The sequence below is a fragment of the Colwellia meonggei genome (genome assembly GCF_057537295.1).
The window spans coordinates 248,313-265,187 of the sequence record NZ_BAAJLZ010000001.1 but is presented as its reverse complement, the minus strand read 5'-3'; the positions used below and the strand labels follow the sequence as shown (position 1 = coordinate 265,187).

Below are 16,875 nucleotides of genomic sequence, written 5' to 3'. Positions count from 1 at the left end.
TTAATTTAACCTAGCTAACAATAACTTGAGTTCTTTAACGATTAGTTTTGGTTCTTCTTTTTGAATAAAATGATAACTGTTTTCAGTTAATACTGCTCGCCCTTGCGGGAAACTTTCAGCCCAAGCTCTATGCTGTTGGCCCATTTTGACTCGACCGACATTAGTCATTAATAGTATTGGTGGCTCTTGCCATTTTTTAATAGATGCAATAAGCGTTAAAGGTTTATCACCAATTTCAGTGAAGTTCGGCATTGGCCTCTTTGCCCAGTAATCTAGGTACTCATTCGCCATGCCATCTTTGATATCCAATTCTTTTAGCCATTTTATTTCTTTCGTAGCTTTGACTAAGTCTATTTCTCTCATGATATCTAGATCATGTTCGGATGCTGGTTCAATTAACATCATGGCTTTAACTGATTCAGGATATTTTTCAGCAAATGTTCTAGCGACAATACTGCCATAAGAATGAGAAATATGAATTATTGGTTGGGTAACGCCTAATTCTTCAAGCAATATTTTGGTATGTTCAGCATATTGTTCTGCGCTGAACTGCTGTTTTATTTTCGAGGACCTGCCGTTTCCTAAGCGGGAATAGCGAATAACTTTAGCCATCTTTGCCATGTCTTGAATCACTGCATCCCAGTCACTTAAATCTCTAGCCATTCCGGCTTCAAGTAAAATAGTATATTTTCCTGACCCTGAGATTTGATAATCAAGACGCAGTTCACCAAGATTAACGTGTGCTGCGATTGCTTGATAGGTAAATAACATCGATAAAACGAGTGCAAATATCCTTGGCATTGATAGCTATCCTTACTTTAAAAATATTAGTGCCACTTAAATATTGAGAATTAACAACCTAAGAATTTATCAATACCTTCAATTACTTCGGTGACTTTTTCTTTATGTGGCATATGTCCACAATCAGGTAGAAGGAGCATTTCTGATCTGCCACTAACATGGCTAGCAATATACTCGGGAAAAGCACTTGAACCAAATTCATCGCTATCACCATGAATTGCCAGCACAGGACATGTAACCCGTCCAATACAGCCCTCTAAACTCCAGCTTGAGAACTCCGGCAATAACCAAACCTTAATCCATGCCTCTAAAACCCATTTAGCCTTGCTGCCATGCCATTTTTCTAAACGCTTAATTTGCCCTGGTTGTTTAAAATTCTCTTTAGCTACCTTTATACCTTGAAGAGTAATATCTTCAACAAATGCTTGCGCAGATATAGTGATAGCTGTGCAACAATCTGTATCAGATGCGGCAATGTTAATAGCCATAGCACCACCAACACTGTGCCCTATTAAAACGTAATTTTCTAGGTTAAGTCGTTGCTTAATTTGCGGAAAGTAGTGGCAAGCTTCCTTAGCAATAAAGTCAATTGAAGGCAATTCATGCAAAGATGAAGATTGCCCAAACCCTATACGGTCATAGGCAATAACTTGGCGACAAAAATGCTTGGCTAATTGTTCGGGGAAGGTTTTCCATAATTCAACACTACCGAGTGAATCATGTAATAAAATAATAGGCGTATTAGAAATTAGTTTATCCGGTAGCCAATGCTTTACAAAAACCTGCCCACTAGACAAGTTTAAGCGCTGTGATCTGGTATGGATAATAACGTCCTTATATTTGCTACTAAAATCTCATTTCGATTAAACAAGTTCGCTATAGTTATCAGCGATTAAGCGATCGACCGTTTTATTGACCTCAGCAATACTAATTTGCATCATTAAATCTTTACCTTTAGCACGTGTTCCCCACGTCACGTTATTAGCACTTCGGTTATATTGTAGTTGTATCGCAGATTCATAAGCACTTACAACGTACTGAGGGTATAAATATGGACCTGTGCGTTTTGGGTTGCTATGAGCGTATAAACCAACAACAGGTGTACCAACGGTAACGGCCATGTGTGCGGGACCAGTGTCAGGGGCAATCACTAAGTGGGCAATTTTTAATACTGCGAGTAATTGCTTAAGGCTAGTTTCACCAACCAAGTTGAGTATTTCATTTTCATCAAAGCTAAACTCACTGCGACTAATAATGGCTTCCGCTAGTAACTTTTCCATGGTTGTTGGGCCACCACAAATAACGACTTTAAAACCACGTTTACTCAAATGTTCAGCAGCTTGCGAATAACCTTCAGCATGCCAATTGCGCTCTGCTTTGCTTGCTGCTGGGCAAATAACCGCAATCGGTTTATTGGTGGAATTATTACTGCTTAATTTCTCACTTGCCCATAATTGGTCATTATCAGTTATTGGCATTTGCCACAATGGCGGCGTAACCTCTAAATCAAGTGCTTGTGCAAAACCCATAAAGCCATCTAACACATGTGGTTCGGCTTGTGCGGCAATTTTTTTATTAGTAAACAACCATTGTGCTTCTTTTGCTCTTTGGCTATCAAAGCCAATTTTTACTTTTGCAGGAATACATAAACTGGCAATACTCGCGCGCAGTGCCACCTGCATATGTAGCAGTACATCAAAATTACGGCCTTTTAGTTGTTGTCGTAAATCTCGATAACCTTTTAAACCCGCGCGTTTATCAAAAATGACGAACTCTACGCCTGCCATACCTGCAAGCAAGCTCGCTTCAACCTTACCAATAACCCACGTGATTTTAGTTTCAGGCCACTGTCGCTGAATATTTTGAACCATAGCAACGGCATGGCACACGTCTCCAATAGCGGAAAGACGTAATAAACATAAATTTTTTGGCACAGATAATTGACCCAGCATAAAGGAATCACCACAATAGGAGCAGATATAAAATATAGGTCTATTATCTTGAACCAGCCTGCAATTGTAAAACCCTGCCAGCAAGAAACTTTCCAAAAAGGCAATGTTTATTGCCAATACGACAATACGGAAATTGGCACATTTTCACCTAAGATGCTCGATGGTGAGTACTGGCAAGAAAAAAATGCCATTGTTGGCAGCGCGCAGGGACGCGGTACAACTTGGTTTATTGCCACAGAGAATGCAAAAAGTGAGGCGAGCAATTGGGTATTACGCCATTACTTTCGTGGTGGCTTAATTGGTAAAGTAATTAATGATCAATATTTCTTTACAGGTATCGAAAAAACCCGTGCAGCGCGCGAGTTTTCCTTATTAAAAGCCATGCGTTCATTAGGTTTGCCTGCACCAAAGCCTGTAGCTTTTCGTGTAATTAAAAAAGGCCTATTTTATCGTGCCGATTTATTATCATCACGTATTGAAAATGCTAACGACTTAGTTGGTATATTGAGTAAAAAAACGATAGATGACACACTTTGGCAGCAAATTGGTAAAGTTATTAAAGCGTTTCATCAGCAGGGCATTTATCATCATGACTTAAATGCTCACAATATTTTAGTAGATGAAAACAAGAAAGTTTGGCTAATTGATTTCGACCAAGGCGAGCAACGATCGCATAAAAATAAATGGCCCGAAGAGAATATGGCAAGATTATTACGTTCATTCCGCAAAGAAGTGAACAGGGTTGCTAACTTTCAATGGCAAGAAGAAAACTGGCAAGCGTTATTAAACGGTTACCAGCTTTAAAGGTTAGGCCGCGTTTAAGCTATCTTGACAGCGTTGGCGATACATAGCGCGAGCTTCCAAAAACTCATTACGTGCAGAGTCGCTGATATACGGCTGAATAATGACTAATATTTTCAAAACGCCTTGATAAAATACCGCATCATTAATTTCTGTATCGTTATTTTGCGTTTGATAGAAACTTAACCAAAAAGTATTCACTAAACGTAGAATACTAACAATATCAGCCAAATCTTCGTCAGCAAACTCCATCATATTTGCATCACGTAGCGAAAGTAACAACTCACTTACCCGTTGTGCAATAAAGCCTTGCACTTCTACATATTTATCATGCAACAATGGGTTTTTCGCCAATAGTACAGGCAAATTACTGTAGAAAAAGCGAAACTTCATCATCGCCTGAAACACCACGTCCATATATAAAATAATGGCATCAAGTGGTTTTACATCAGGACTAACTTCCGGCATGGTTTCTATCAGTAAGTTACGGGCGTATTCTTCATAGATAGAGAGAATAATGTCTTCTTTGTTACGGAAATGGTAATAAAGATTCCCTGGGCTAATGCCAAGATCGGCAGCAATGTGGTTAGTGGTAACATTACGTTCACCTTGATCATTAAATAATGCAATACTGGCTTGAATTATTTTATCCCGAGTTTTCATCGATACTACTTCTCGTATTTATTGACATAGATTTTTCTATCATACTATCAAAATTAGCCAAAATTAAAGCATTTCGAGTAAATACTTTAGCCAACATTCATCTGAAGTCTTGCAAACGACCATTCTAGCGCTGTTTGCTCAGCAAAGTTTTGTTTTCTCTTTGCGCTTAAAATGGCTTTTGAATTTAATTAGCGCAACTATTACAATAGACTTTATTATTACTAAAGTCGTTTAACATTATGTCTGTAAAAGCAATTTACCCTGGAACCTTTGATCCTGTAACTAATGGTCATGCCGATTTAATCGAACGAGCAAGTCGTTTATTTGGTGAGGTTATTGTTGGAATAGCTGCAAGCCCAAGTAAAAAGCCACGTTTTGATTTAGCCAAACGTGTTGAATTGCTAGAAGCAGTAACTCAACACTTACCGAATGTTACAGTGGTGGGTTTTAGTGGCCTATTAGTTGATTTTGCCAAAACGCATCAAGCAAATGTGCTAATTCGGGGTTTACGCGCAGTTTCCGATTTTGAATATGAATTTCAATTAGCCAACATGAACCGTCGTTTATCACCAGATTTAGAGTCGGTATTTTTAACCCCCGCGGAAGAAAACTCTTTTATTTCCTCTACTTTAGTAAAAGAAGTTGCACTACATAATGGTGACGTTAGCCAATTTGTGCATCCTGTGGTTAAACAAGCTCTTGAAATCGCATTACAACAAGATAAAAAATAACCAGCTACAACATAACTCAGGAGGTATTTAGCAACACACCTCCTTCGCATATTAATTATTTTGCAGTAATAACTGCTAATGCTTTAGTAATTCAGCTAAGCTTTGTTCTCGAGTTAAGAGGTTCTTAGCGCCTGAGGCTATTCTATGGGTACCATGGCAGCGCGCACATGCCAACACAGCCAACGTACCTAAATCTCGACCTTGCTCTTTAAGGGTGCCTGTTTTCAAACTACTTTCTAAACTTATCAGAGTATTATTCATTTGCTGATTAGGGTAAGGCTTTTTATCTTTTTTGTGACAGTCCGTACATACTTTTCCAAGTTCATCCATGCCTTGTTTAAGATCGCCGAGTGAGGCTAATGCTAAATCAGTCATGCCATCTTCAGACGCTATTTTAATTTGATTAACTTGCGTGATCAGCGTTTTCATATGACTGTTAAAATTTAAATCAGGCGTTACTTCAATTTTAGAAAAGTCAGGTGTTCGGTAGGTTAATGCGGTAAGTGCTTGATAATCATCATGACATGAGTCACAGCTGTCTTGTAGACTATTCACTGCGGTTAACGCCTTGGAATAATTTTGCTCTGCAACACTCGCCATTAAATTTGACAGGGTTGTCTTATCAAGCTTGTTATCCCAGCTAGGTACCATTTCAGCAATTTTAAGATAATGCTCGCCCAAAGATTGAGCCCATTTTTGCAAATGCTGATTATCTTCTTGCTCAGCATAAAAAGTAACGGCTTGCATTTCTCGGCGCAACTTAAACATATTATGCAGCCAAACCTGACGTTTATTCTCAGGCTTATACCATTGTGCTAGCGTTTTTGGCGGTGTTTTAACAATAACCGCCTTATCGTCATGCTTATAAACAATACCTGCGATGACAAGTGCAATAATGATTTGCAGAACAATAAAGTAAATCCATCGATTCATTTTTGCTATTTCCAATAGTTAGACATACATGCAACATATCAATAATTGTATACTAACAATGTAAATAAGCAGTTGATCAGGCGCAAAAAACCTCTTGTCGTTAACGTGCGTAATGCTAATTTTTTTTCCTGATTACCTTAGCTTTTAGTTTTGTTGTTTGCTTTGCTTTTTGCTTAGGTAATACTTGGCATTGCGGGCAAAATACTGAACTGCGATTAGACTGTCGAATTTCTTCCAACACCGTCTGGCAACCATCACATTTTTCACCTGCACGCCCGTAAACAAAAAGCTTTTGAGCGAAATATCCTGGTTTACCATCTGCTTGCGTAAAATCTTTCAGCGTTGTACCACCTTGTTCAATAGCGGCCGCCAACACTTGCTTAATAATGTCGGTAAGTTCATTGAGTTTTTCTTCGCTAATACAATTAACTGGTGTCGCAGGATGAATACTGGCAATAAACAAAGATTCATTGGCGTAAATATTACCAACGCCCACCACCACATGATTATCCATGAGAAAAGTTTTAATAGGCACTTTGCGATTTGTAGCTTTGGTAAATAAATGCCCATAGCTAAAATCATCACTCAATGGTTCAGGCCCTAATTTAGTTAACAAGCCTTGCTGGTCAACATGCTCAGGAAACCATAACACCGCACCAAAGCGTCGAGGGTCGTTTAATCTAAGCATTTTTTCATTGTCAAAGAGCATTTCAAAATGATCATGCTTAACCTCAGGCGTGCCTTGCTCCAAAATCCGCACTGAGCCTGACATCCCTAGATGTAGTAGTAAGGTGCCGCTAGAAAATCGTAACAACAAGTATTTTGAACGGCGTTCAATTTTTTCTAAGCTTTTACCGACGACGCTATGCACCTCGTCAGGAATAGGCCAACGTAACTTGCCATTACGTACCACTACATTTTCAACTTTTCGCCCCGCAATATGTGGAGTAATACCTAGCCGGCATACTTCTACCTCTGGCAACTCAGGCATTTCAAACAGTACCTTTGCTTGATTGAGCTGCAATGCGAGCTGCGAATGCATCAACAAAACGTTGAGGAGATTCAGCGTCCATATTGAAATATAACGACGGTTCAATCAGTTCTGCTTCCATTAGCGCAAACGCATCTTGATGTCGAACAAAGTCAATTCGTGCAAAAAGTAATTCACCATGAAGCTTGCTAATTGCCTGCATAGTTTCATTAGCAGCAGCTTGTAGTGCTGGCTCAGGACTTACTGCTAACAAGCCACCACCATGTTCTTCTTGTACTCGAAAATCACCTTTTGCTGGTGTTTTTAAAATGGTATGACTTAACTGACCATTAAAATAAAACAATGAAAACTCACCTTCTTGGCAAATATCAGCCATAAAAGGTTGCACCATTAATTCACGATCGGAAAATGCTGTTTGTAGTTCAGAAGTTTTATCTTGGTAGTTGTCTTTGGTGAGCCAGAAAGTATTGTCAGCATTTGCACTCACTCGCGGTTTAAGTACAATTTGTTCGGTATCAAAATGAGTAAAATATCCTGCCATTTTGCTAGCATCAAATGTTTCCGGCCAAAGTGTTGGTACAATCGTCACACCATCGCTTTCTAAGCTTTTTAAGTAATCTTTATTAATATTCCATTTGACCACAGCCAAGCTATTTTCTAACTGAGCACTTGATTGTTCAATATTGCTAAGTACGTCAACAAAGCTCGCCATGTCATCTTGATAATCCCATGGGCTACGGATGATAACCACTTCATAATCAGACCAATTAACACTTTGGTTACGCCATGAAACTATCTCTGTTTGCCAACCTAACGCATGCATTGGCTGGTCAATCAAGTAATCATAGACTTCAAAATCAGCCAAACTGTCCATCGATAAAATTGCACATTTTCTCATAAATTTACTTGCCTCTTGTGAATATGGTTACTGACTGAAGTTACAGTCGTTTAAATTACTTAATTAATAAAAATTTCTTTCGGAAATAGCTGGTTATAAAGCTCAATAGGTAATGCGAGCCATTGCTGTGTTGCTTGGTTAAAAACTAATAATTGTTGTTCTGTAGCATAAACATTAAATTGTAATGGCTCGGCTACGCCAGCAATATCGAGTTGTACATCTAGTGAAAATTGTCGATCAACCTCAGGCGCTTGTACCATAACGTCTGCGCTACTTTGTTGCCACGACATCATCATTTGCTCTAACGCCTGCCCTGATATATTAGCAGGTGTTGCTCGCCAAGTGCGCCCAATGCGTTCAACAACTACAGTGTTAGGTATTGTTAAGGTTAAAATGACTTGTTGCTCGCCAATTAGCGCAACATTTTTTTGATGACTTGCATCCCTTGCTTCACTCGGAGCATAAACATTTTCATGAGTGGCATTAATTAATAAAATAAACCCCATTACCGCGAAGATAATGACATTATTCCAACCGGTTTTTGATAATTTGATCATGGCACAACATTAAGCATTTACTTGGGTGATCATCATACGAAAAAATTGAGCTTAATTGTACTTCGCTTTACACTATTGCCAATAAAAATACCTACCCAACGTAAGGCATTCCTATGAAACTAAAACAATTAAGTGCTGGCATAATTTTGCTCAGTAGCTTATTCGGTGCAGCAAGTACCTTTGCCAACCAAGCAAGTGAGCAATTTAATCAGTTACTTGACGAACATTGGCAAACGGCCAACAAAGAACAAATATTCTTCCGTAAAGACCCTGATACCTTTCGTATGAACGGAAAACTACCAAAAATATCGGCAAAAGGTCGCGAACGTCGCTCAAAATATAACAATGAATTGTTAGCGCGCATGGCAAATATTGATGTCGATAAATTACCTGCTGCCGACCAAGTGACTTATCGCTTATTTAAATACGAGCGCGAAGCAGAAGCAAAAAGTTATCAGTTTCAAGATCACCTGTATCCATTAACATATTATTCAGGCTTCCATAGTTATTTTGCCGGTGCACCAGCTAACATGTCGTTTCTAACCGAGAAAGACTATAGCAAATACCTAATTAGTTTGGCAGATTATCCTCGATACAACCAAGAGCATATTGTTGATATGAAGCAAGCCATAGCCTTAGGTCACACCCATTATTGTGAGAGTTTTAAAGGCTATGAAAAATCGATTAGCAAACATTTGGTCGATAATATTGAAGACAGTGTTTTTTACGCGCCAATGAAAAACATGCCAAAAGCTATTTCAGCAACACAACAAGCAAAATATCGTCAACAAGTAAAAAGCTTAATTAAAGACAGTGTGTTGCCTGAATACCAAGCGTTTTACGACTTCTTTACACAAGAGTATATGACTAACTGCCGTACAACCGCCGGTATCAGCAGCGTGAAAGGCGGCGATGACTACTATCAGTACCTCATTGAATATTACACCACCACCAACCTAAGTGCAGACGAAATACATCAGATAGGTTTGGATGAAGTTAAACGTATTCGTCAAGAAATGCAGCAAATCATTAAAGAAGTTGGCTTTAAAGGCGAGTTTAAAGACTTTATTCAATTCCTGCGCACTGATGAGCAGTTTTATACTGACAGTGCCATGGATATGGTTGAAAAAGCCAGCTACATCACCCGTAAGATGGCAGCACAATTACCAAAATGGTTCTCAGTATTACCTCGCTCAACGTTTGATATTAAATCAAGCCCTAATGGCGGTGCGTATTATGTTGCTTCTGACGGTAGTGGCACCACATCGGGTACTTACTTTTTAGATACTAAAGATTTAAAAAGTCAGCCTTTATATACCTTAGAAGCATTAACATTTCATGAGGCAGAGCCCGGTCATCATTTTCAAAGTGCTATTGCCCAAGAAGTTGATATGGCAGAATTTCGTAAAACACTTTACCACGCGGCTTATGGCGAAGGTTGGGGCTTATACTCTGAGCGTTTAGGTAAAGAAATTGGTTTTTACCAAAATCCATATAGTGATTTTGGTCGCTTAACTTATGAAGCTTGGCGCGCTTGTCGTTTAGTAGTTGATACCGGTATTCACGCTAAAGGCTGGACTCGTCAACAGGCGATTAATTATTTAGCCGAAAATACCGCACTAAGCATGGCCGATGTTATTGGCCAAATTGATCGTTACATCAGCTGGCCCGCACAAGCACTTTCATACAAAATTGGTGAAATCAAAATTCGCCAATTACGCACTAAAGCAGAACAAGCATTAGGTAATAAGTTTGATATTCGAGCATTTCATGACCAAATGCTGAAAAATGGTAGCTTACCTATGGCATTACTTGAAGAGCTAACGATGGATTGGATCAAGCAGCAATAATCTTAGCCATTAGACTACTGATAAGTGAAAGTTTTAAGGAGGAGAAAGTGTTTGAAACAATTTCTCCTTTTTAATTTTTATGTAAAGTAGTGCGCTATATTCAGTGTAATAAATGGCTACTCATCGCTTTCTTGGCTCTTGAGTGGATGAAACAGTACTCGCTCATTGTTTGCTGTTAACAGCTCAGCCTTAACCACTTGCTCGTCATTAGTCATGGTAATTAAACCAATACCACTTTGATTAACTAAAGTATTATTGCTTTCAGGATCAGGCTTACGTACTTTCACCTTCATACGTCTACGTTTAGTAAACCAATTCAGGGGCGAATAACTGGCGTATAAATAACGATTCAAACGCTCTAGCCAGCGTAATAAACCTGAAGGAAACTGGTTTTTAATGCCGCTCGAGGTAATTTGGAATATGCGTGAACTATTACGCTTAAATCTATGAGTGACTTCATAAAAGAATGAGTAATGTACATCACCAGAAAGAATGATGAAATGCGGTGGTGTTTTATAGTGGCGAAAAATATTTAGCATCACATTCGCCGTACCAGAATGGGCCATCCAGTTTTCAGCATCAACCACCAATGGCTTTCCTAAAAAGGTAAATACTCGCTGTATTGTTTCTATCATCTTCACACCATATATCGGCGCAGGAGATACCAGAATTACCTCAGGTTGGTTAATGAGCTCTTGTTGTAGTTCTGATAGCGCTTCCCAATCCATTAAACCTGACGGCTTACCGGCATTGCTTTCTGATCGCCAGCGTTGTGTGCGAGTATCAAGCACAATAATTTTTGGACTCGTTGCTAAACTATAATGCCATTGATCCCAGTCCAAAAGTGCATCAATTAAGTGTTCCTGCTGTGAATATGCATTTTCATTGAAATGCTGCATGGCATTTTTATTGAAATCAACAAATTTATCTGGCGCGTTACCCCAGCCTTGGCATAACCAATAACCAATTAAAGTGTTACCGATAATACGTTTGGAAAATGGGTGGCCGTAGGCTGCCTCTTCCCAGCCACGGGTTAAATTCCAGTCATCAGTAATATCATGATCATCAAAAATCATATAAGTTGGAATATGTGCTAATGCACGACTAACCACCGACAAACCATCAATAAAGCGTGTAATAATGGTCATTTCTTTCTGATAAGTATCGGTAAACGCATCAGCCACTTGATGCGACTTTAAATCCACCATACGCCACATAATCGGTGACCATGTCAGTAAATACATGGCGAACACCTCAGCTAGCGTGACTAAATGGTTTTTAGCATTCACGGAAGTGAATATTGGTTTTTTACTGGCGGCAAAAATTTTATCGTACACTGCCTTATTAGCAGTATCATGCGGTAGCAGCTGATCGCGCTGATAATAGCAAAGTGAGCTTGAAAATAGTTCCTCACTGGAGCTAACGACAGTTCCTTGCCATTGTTCATTATATAAACCCAACAATGTTATTACTTGATGAATAGCGACCAATGTCGGTCCCGCAACATCATCAGCATATACTTGATCACCCGACATCATAAGCATCGCTGGTCGTAATTCAGCATCAGAAACCGAGTCAGCAATAACATGGTCAACTTGTACTAATCCATCACCGCTATCAAAGTGCGGCTTACGACAGGAGCCATGCAGCATTTGCTTCACGTCAGATTTAATCACAAAATTAGGATACTTTTGCTGTGGATATAACAATTCAGGCATCAGCTCAACCAGCGAGTGTTGCTGTTCATCTGCGGAAAATATGAAGTTATAAGCCAATAACTGATTCAACGGTAAAGCTTGGCTAAAGTCTATCGATATTAAATTAATGATTGCATGCTCACCAATACGCACTTGCTGGTGTTGCTGCGCATCTAAATCGATGACATGAGTAGGCGAATTTTCAATATCAGAAAACAACTGAAACTGCGCAGCATAGGGCTTGCTTGTTACTAACCAAAACGTTAACTGCTGTTGGCTAACATGCCGTAAAACTGGACCGGCGATCAGCACTGGTAAATCATGACAAGTATTAATAATAACTCCAAATACACTCTACCAAATTGACTTATGAGCTAGCCAAATGGTTATTATTTTGTCTTTACGTTGCTAACTAATTAATCAACGCGACAATTTATTGTTCTTATAGTGAGTTTATATCAGAAAAATTTATCATGACAACTTTCAACGAGTAGATAAAAGTAAGTAAATATAATATTGAAGGGAATTATCGAGCTGTTTAACTTTTGATAGGCAATAAAAAACCCGGTAAGAACCGGGCTTTTAAATTAGAAGTAATCAATTACTTGATTTTAGCTTCTTTATAAATCACGTGTTTACGTGCTTTAGGATCAAACTTTTTGATTTCCATTTTTTCTGGCATAGTCTTTTTATTCTTATCAGTAGTATAAAAATGACCTGTACCAGCACTAGAAACTAAACGAATTTTATCACGCATTGTAATTCCTTAAACTTTTTCGCCACGGGCACGAATGTCAGTTAATACTGCATCAATACCTTTTTTATCGATAATACGCATTCCTTTCGGAGTTAAACGTAATTTAACGAAACGGTTTTCACTCTCAACCCAAAAACGGTGAGATTGAAGGTTTGGTAAGAAACGACGACGTGTTGCGTTTCTTGCGTGAGAACGGTTGTTCCCTACGACTGGCTTTTTGCCTGTTACTTGGCAAACTTTAGACATGTGAGTCACTCCAAAATTAATTTCAGCTCGAGCTATATTTCCCCAAGACCGTCGCCTCGGGATCCTGAAAAAGGTGGCATATTATAGAGAAACTGAAAAACGAATACCAGCTTTAATCACTTTTAAAGTAGATAGATTTGAAAATCATTTAATTTCAGCCACTTACAGTAATAAGAAGGTCAGAAAAGGGGTGTTTTTTGCTGTAATATCATTCGAGTCGAATAATTTTACAGCAATTTTAGCCTATTTTAGACGCCAATAATTTCGTTAATTTTTCTTTTTGATCCTGATTACACAATTCATCAATCAAAATACGAATAATATGTGACTTTGCTAATTGGCTATCAATAGCTAATTCTTGCAGCTGCTCTATAGCAGATTCACTGAGTGTAAAAGTGGCATGACGAAAACGTCGACCACCTTCGGTTTTGTTTTCTTGTTTCTGTTTCTGGTGTTCTTTCGCGGCTAAAATTGCATCTTGTAAAGACAGTTCTTTTTGTTCAGAACTGACAATTTTAGGTTTACCTTGAGCATAATTTTCCGCATCAGAGATAAATTCATCTACCGTGAATTGCTTTTTCCTTTTCGGGCCATCCTTGGATTTTTTTAGATCAGTTAAACTCATGGGAGTTGTCCGGTTTCATTGCCAATAGCTCTTGCGCTATGGCGGTCATTTCTGCAGCAGCTTTTCCATCAGGTTCAATTTCTAATACAGAAGAACCTAACTCTTCACTATCATCATAAACATTTCGATTAAACGTTACTGCATTTAATACATTAATACCAAAGGAACTACAAACATCTTTTGCCTCTAAAATACGCCCCGCTTGATTTGGCAGCGATGGACATTGAGTAATAACAAATGATGCTAACATTTTTGGGTTAACCATTTTACAGGTACTGAGCATATCTTCCATGTGTGGTACGGTTTTTAAGTCACGACGCTTAGGTCGTAGTGGAATAACCACATGATCTGCCACTGACATTGCTGCTCGTAACGCCAAATTATCTTGGCCACCACAATCAACCACTACATAGTCATAATGTTGGTTTAAGCTTAATAAGTCATTGCGGATTTTACCGTATAACTGAATACAGTTTATTGCAGGTAAAGAAGGATCAGCATTACGTGCTTGTATCCAATCAGAAGTTGTTCGTTGCGGATCACAATCAACCATTAAGACAATGGCTTTTTTCTCTCGGGCAAAATACACAGCTAAATTTTGTGCTAGACAGCTTTTACCGCTACCGCCTTTTTCCCCGCCTACTAAAATCATCATTTTGCTAATTCCTTGTTTGCTACTACTAATACAACAACCATTTCATTATAGTTCAATAATTAACAGCCAGTTATTTAAGGTAAATCGGTTAGCTGTATGGCTACTTCAAACCAACCATTATCTTGCTTGATACAGCGTACAACTTGCCCAAATAGTTTTTGACTATTCGGATTTGCTGCCTTAAAAATAATAGTGACTGGCGTTTTTGCTGCAATTTCACAATCACAATCAACTTTTAAACCGCCGCGAGAAAAGTCTAAGCAAGCAATTTTTTTGCGACACTCGTTACCATCGTTATCGGCCCAAACAATATCAACAAGTTCTTTTTCCATATCAATACGAAAAGCTTGTCGACGTTCGTTTTCTTCTTTATCTAATGTATTGTCAATAACGCTCATAGAGACTCCTTGTTTACAGCAAGATTATATACAACCAATTATTGTTCATTTATTCGACCATACTCAGCATACGAATAACAGTGGCAACCCGCAACTATTATATGATCAAGGACTTTGATATCGATTAATGCCAAGGCTTGCGTTAACCGCTCAGTGATTTGATTATCAGCAATGCTAGGTTCGGCAATACCCGAAGGATGATTATGAGCAAGAATAACGGCACCAGCTTGGTGTTTTAATGCCGCTTCAACGATTACTCTAGGATATACAGCTGCAGCATTAATGGTGCCATAAAACAAGCGCTGAAATTTTATTACTTGATGCTGACTATTTAAGAATAATGCCGCAAACACTTCCCGGCTTTCGTTGCGTAGCTCTGCAATAAGAAAATTTTTAGTACTAGCTGAAGAGGCAAGTGCTTCACCCATTTGCATCTGTTCTGCTAAGTAGCGCTTAGACATCTCTAAGCAGGCTTGTAGTTGTACATATTTAGCTGTACCTAAGCCATGCTGCTGACAAAACTCATTGAGTTCTGCTTGGTAAATTTTCGAAATACTGCCGAAATTTTTTAATAACTTACGAGCAAGGTCAACTACGTGACAACCTTTGACACCGGTGCGAAGAAAAATAGCTAATAATTCTGCATCGCTAAGGTTATTTGCTCCATGTTGCAATAATTTTTCTCTTGGTTTTTCACAGGCAGGCCAGTCTTTTAACATAGTTGCATCCTTGCAAAGTGATTTTAAAAAAGTGTGAATATACCCGTACTACTTCAAAATGCATTTTCAGAGTTTAGCTAAGAGACTAGGGCAAGGCGCAATATGAAGGTAATGGTTATTCCCTTATCAAGCATTGCAACGCTGAACTGGTTTTTTAGCTTAACTCCCTGCGGGCAAGCCGATAATGGGTCATCTCCGGCGTTATTGATTTTGACAATAGAATCACTATTTTCTTCAATCAATATCTTGGTGCTAACCCTTTCTCGGCTTGCTGAAAGGCGTATTTTGAAGTAGCACGGGTATAATGCTATCTTATCGCCAATTGTCGTTATTAAGATTAGCAGTTTATGCAGATTCTTCAGGGTAAAAAAATCCTATTGGGTATCAGTGGTGGTATTGCCGCCTACAAAACACCAGAATTAGTTCGTCGCCTCAAGGACCACGGTGCTGATGTACGAGTGGTTATGACCGAAGGTGCTAAAGCATTTATTACGCCACTGACGTTGCAAGCGGTGTCGGCAAACGCGGTGTCTGATAGCTTATTAGATACTCAAGCAGAATTGGCGATGGGCCATATTGAGTTAGCAAAGTGGGCCGATTTTATCTTAATTGCACCTGCAACCGCTGACATTATTGCTAAAATAGCCGCCGGTATGGCGAGCGATTTATTAACTACCTTGTGCTTAGCAACCGCTGCTCCCATTGCCATTGCACCTGCGATGAACCAGCAAATGTGGCACAACCGAGCAACGCAAAATAATATCAACACCTTAACATCATGGAATTACGCCATATTTGGCCCAGGTGCAGGTGAACAAGCCTGTGGTGACGTTGGTTTAGGACGCATGTTAGAAGTGGATGAATTAGTCACGTTAACTTGCCAAGAATTCACACAACCAATACAAAAAACACAAGAGAAAGTACAAGCAAAACCATTAACCGGACAACAATGGCTAATTACTGCTGGACCAACACGTGAAGCCATTGATCCCGTTCGTTATATTTCTAATCACAGTTCAGGAAAAATGGGCTTTGCCATTGCCGCTGCCGCACAAGCACTCGGGGCAAACGTTACCATTATTTCTGGACCAGTAAATTTAACTACACCAGAGCACTGTCAAAAAATAGCCGTTGATAGTGCTATTGAAATGCACCAACACGCGACAACATTAGCGGAAAGTGCTGATATTTTCGTTGCCTGTGCAGCGGTTGCAGATTACCGCCTTGATACTATAGCCAATGAAAAAATTAAAAAATCACAAGATACTATGCAGCTAAACCTGATTAAAAACCCTGATATTGTTGCCGACGTTGCAGCAATGGCTAATAAACCATTTACGGTTGGTTTCGCTGCTGAAACCCAAGACGTTGAACACTACGCTCGTGGCAAACTTGCCCGAAAAAATCTAGATATGATAGCTGCCAACAATGTTGCAACTTCAGGACAAGGCTTTAATAGTGATGACAACGCTTTAACGGTATTCACTGCTAATGATGAAAAGGTTTTACCGTTGACGAATAAAGCAGAGCTTGCCAAACAGCTAGTGCAATTTATTCAAGACAACTATCAAAATTCACTGAAAAGTTAATCTAAGATATGA

General features: G+C 39.1%; 19 protein-coding genes. 4 read left to right on the top strand and 15 right to left on the bottom strand.

Going from position 1 to position 16,875, the window contains the following annotated elements:
- The 3 genes from AC27E9_RS01220 to AC27E9_RS01210 form a co-directional block, all read right to left on the bottom strand.
- Nucleotides 1-801, bottom strand: coding sequence for an alpha/beta fold hydrolase (locus AC27E9_RS01220; RefSeq protein WP_487126490.1), 801 nt, complete (start codon nt 799-801; stop codon nt 1-3).
- Between the two features lie 50 nt (nt 802-851).
- Nucleotides 852-1,598 carry an alpha/beta fold hydrolase gene (locus tag AC27E9_RS01215; protein WP_487126488.1) on the bottom strand — a complete coding sequence of 249 codons (747 nt, stop codon included), beginning with the start codon at nt 1,596-1,598 and terminating at the stop codon, nt 852-854.
- Nucleotides 1,599-1,664: 66 nt separating this feature from the next.
- Nucleotides 1,665-2,753, bottom strand: coding sequence for a glycosyltransferase family 9 protein (locus AC27E9_RS01210; RefSeq protein ID WP_487126486.1), 1,089 nt, complete (start codon nt 2,751-2,753; stop codon nt 1,665-1,667).
- Nucleotides 2,754-2,801: 48 nt separating this feature from the next.
- Here AC27E9_RS01210 and AC27E9_RS01205 point away from each other — a divergent pair, with 48 nt between their 5' ends.
- Nucleotides 2,802-3,557 (top strand): 3-deoxy-D-manno-octulosonic acid kinase, encoded by a 756-nt coding sequence (locus tag AC27E9_RS01205; RefSeq protein ID WP_487126484.1) that lies wholly within the window; start codon nt 2,802-2,804, stop codon nt 3,555-3,557.
- A gap of 3 nt (nt 3,558-3,560) precedes the next feature.
- Here the strand turns inward: AC27E9_RS01205 and AC27E9_RS01200 are convergent, their stop codons facing one another.
- Nucleotides 3,561-4,217 (bottom strand): TetR/AcrR family transcriptional regulator, encoded by a 657-nt coding sequence (locus AC27E9_RS01200; protein WP_487126482.1) that lies wholly within the window; start codon nt 4,215-4,217, stop codon nt 3,561-3,563.
- Between the two features lie 239 nt (nt 4,218-4,456).
- Between AC27E9_RS01200 and coaD the strand changes: the two genes are divergently transcribed.
- Complete coding sequence (gene coaD / locus AC27E9_RS01195) at nt 4,457-4,948, top strand: pantetheine-phosphate adenylyltransferase (RefSeq protein ID WP_487126480.1); 492 nt, start codon at nt 4,457-4,459, stop codon at nt 4,946-4,948.
- A 75-nt stretch (nt 4,949-5,023) separates the two neighbouring features.
- On the opposite strand, the gene AC27E9_RS01190 is transcribed toward coaD, so the two are convergent.
- The 4 genes from AC27E9_RS01190 to AC27E9_RS01175 form a co-directional block, all read right to left on the bottom strand.
- Nucleotides 5,024-5,881, bottom strand: coding sequence for a multiheme c-type cytochrome (locus tag AC27E9_RS01190; RefSeq protein WP_487126478.1), 858 nt, complete (start codon nt 5,879-5,881; stop codon nt 5,024-5,026).
- Nucleotides 5,882-5,996: 115 nt separating this feature from the next.
- A complete protein-coding gene (gene mutM, locus AC27E9_RS01185; protein ID WP_487128251.1) occupies nt 5,997-6,872 on the bottom strand; it encodes a bifunctional DNA-formamidopyrimidine glycosylase/DNA-(apurinic or apyrimidinic site) lyase in 876 nt (291 codons plus the stop codon).
- Nucleotide 6,873: 1 nt separating this feature from the next.
- Nucleotides 6,874-7,770: an ATP-grasp domain-containing protein gene (locus tag AC27E9_RS01180; protein WP_487126476.1), complete on the bottom strand. Its 897-nt coding sequence runs from the start codon at nt 7,768-7,770 to the stop codon at nt 6,874-6,876.
- Between the two features lie 59 nt (nt 7,771-7,829).
- Nucleotides 7,830-8,327, bottom strand: a complete 498-nt coding sequence (locus AC27E9_RS01175; protein WP_487126474.1) for a hypothetical protein — start codon at nt 8,325-8,327, stop codon at nt 7,830-7,832.
- 113 nt (nt 8,328-8,440) lie between these two features.
- Between AC27E9_RS01175 and AC27E9_RS01170 the strand changes: the two genes are divergently transcribed.
- Nucleotides 8,441-10,177 (top strand): DUF885 domain-containing protein, encoded by a 1,737-nt coding sequence (locus AC27E9_RS01170; protein WP_487126472.1) that lies wholly within the window; start codon nt 8,441-8,443, stop codon nt 10,175-10,177.
- A 116-nt stretch (nt 10,178-10,293) separates the two neighbouring features.
- Here the strand turns inward: AC27E9_RS01170 and AC27E9_RS01165 are convergent, their stop codons facing one another.
- From AC27E9_RS01165 to radC, 7 genes are all read right to left on the bottom strand, one after another.
- On the bottom strand, nt 10,294-12,186 hold the full coding sequence (locus AC27E9_RS01165) for a metallophosphoesterase family protein (RefSeq protein ID WP_487126470.1): 1,893 nt from the start codon (nt 12,184-12,186) through the stop codon (nt 10,294-10,296).
- A gap of 289 nt (nt 12,187-12,475) precedes the next feature.
- The gene (rpmG, locus tag AC27E9_RS01160) at nt 12,476-12,631 is read right to left on the bottom strand and encodes a 50S ribosomal protein L33 (RefSeq protein WP_033078277.1); all 156 of its coding nucleotides are present in this window, start codon (nt 12,629-12,631) and stop codon (nt 12,476-12,478) included.
- Nucleotides 12,632-12,640: 9 nt separating this feature from the next.
- Nucleotides 12,641-12,877 carry a 50S ribosomal protein L28 gene (gene rpmB / locus AC27E9_RS01155; RefSeq protein ID WP_159822134.1) on the bottom strand — a complete coding sequence of 79 codons (237 nt, stop codon included), beginning with the start codon at nt 12,875-12,877 and terminating at the stop codon, nt 12,641-12,643.
- A 238-nt stretch (nt 12,878-13,115) separates the two neighbouring features.
- Nucleotides 13,116-13,502, bottom strand: a complete 387-nt coding sequence (locus tag AC27E9_RS01150) for a hypothetical protein (protein ID WP_487126468.1) — start codon at nt 13,500-13,502, stop codon at nt 13,116-13,118.
- Nucleotides 13,489-14,157: an AAA family ATPase gene (locus AC27E9_RS01145; protein ID WP_487126466.1), complete on the bottom strand. Its 669-nt coding sequence runs from the start codon at nt 14,155-14,157 to the stop codon at nt 13,489-13,491. Before AC27E9_RS01145 ends, AC27E9_RS01150 begins: the two co-directional genes overlap by 14 nt.
- A gap of 74 nt (nt 14,158-14,231) precedes the next feature.
- Complete coding sequence (locus AC27E9_RS01140; protein WP_487126464.1) at nt 14,232-14,555, bottom strand: PilZ domain-containing protein; 324 nt, start codon at nt 14,553-14,555, stop codon at nt 14,232-14,234.
- Nucleotides 14,556-14,593: 38 nt separating this feature from the next.
- A complete protein-coding gene (gene radC / locus AC27E9_RS01135) occupies nt 14,594-15,274 on the bottom strand; it encodes a RadC family protein (RefSeq protein ID WP_487126462.1) in 681 nt (226 codons plus the stop codon).
- Nucleotides 15,275-15,621: 347 nt separating this feature from the next.
- On the opposite strand from radC, the gene coaBC reads away from it, so the two are divergent.
- Nucleotides 15,622-16,863 (top strand): bifunctional phosphopantothenoylcysteine decarboxylase/phosphopantothenate--cysteine ligase CoaBC, encoded by a 1,242-nt coding sequence (gene coaBC, locus AC27E9_RS01130; protein WP_487126460.1) that lies wholly within the window; start codon nt 15,622-15,624, stop codon nt 16,861-16,863.
- The last annotated feature ends 12 nt before the right edge of the window (nt 16,864-16,875 follow it).

Bases quoted from the DNA above. Each gene is read 5' to 3' on its own strand.
- AC27E9_RS01140 (WP_487126464.1), bottom strand. From the start codon at position 14,555: ATGAGCGTTATTGACAATACATTAGATAAAGAAGAAAACGAACGTCGA.
- rpmG (WP_033078277.1), bottom strand. From the start codon at position 12,631: ATGCGTGATAAAATTCGTTTAGTTTCTAGTGCTGGTACAGGTCATTTT.
- AC27E9_RS01145 (WP_487126466.1), bottom strand. From the start codon at position 14,157: ATGATGATTTTAGTAGGCGGGGAAAAAGGCGGTAGCGGTAAAAGCTGT.
- AC27E9_RS01200 (WP_487126482.1), bottom strand. From the start codon at position 4,217: ATGAAAACTCGGGATAAAATAATTCAAGCCAGTATTGCATTATTTAAT.
- rpmB (WP_159822134.1), bottom strand. From the start codon at position 12,877: ATGTCTAAAGTTTGCCAAGTAACAGGCAAAAAGCCAGTCGTAGGGAAC.
- AC27E9_RS01210 (WP_487126486.1), bottom strand. From the start codon at position 2,753: ATGCTGGGTCAATTATCTGTGCCAAAAAATTTATGTTTATTACGTCTT.
- AC27E9_RS01170 (WP_487126472.1), top strand. From the start codon at position 8,441: ATGAAACTAAAACAATTAAGTGCTGGCATAATTTTGCTCAGTAGCTTA.
- AC27E9_RS01190 (WP_487126478.1), bottom strand. From the start codon at position 5,881: ATGAATCGATGGATTTACTTTATTGTTCTGCAAATCATTATTGCACTT.
- radC (WP_487126462.1), bottom strand. From the start codon at position 15,274: ATGTTAAAAGACTGGCCTGCCTGTGAAAAACCAAGAGAAAAATTATTG.
- AC27E9_RS01175 (WP_487126474.1), bottom strand. From the start codon at position 8,327: ATGATCAAATTATCAAAAACCGGTTGGAATAATGTCATTATCTTCGCG.
- AC27E9_RS01220 (WP_487126490.1), bottom strand. From the start codon at position 801: ATGCCAAGGATATTTGCACTCGTTTTATCGATGTTATTTACCTATCAA.
- coaD (WP_487126480.1), top strand. From the start codon at position 4,457: ATGTCTGTAAAAGCAATTTACCCTGGAACCTTTGATCCTGTAACTAAT.
- AC27E9_RS01180 (WP_487126476.1), bottom strand. From the start codon at position 7,770: ATGAGAAAATGTGCAATTTTATCGATGGACAGTTTGGCTGATTTTGAA.
- AC27E9_RS01150 (WP_487126468.1), bottom strand. From the start codon at position 13,502: ATGAGTTTAACTGATCTAAAAAAATCCAAGGATGGCCCGAAAAGGAAA.
- mutM (WP_487128251.1), bottom strand. From the start codon at position 6,872: ATGCCTGAGTTGCCAGAGGTAGAAGTATGCCGGCTAGGTATTACTCCA.
- coaBC (WP_487126460.1), top strand. From the start codon at position 15,622: ATGCAGATTCTTCAGGGTAAAAAAATCCTATTGGGTATCAGTGGTGGT.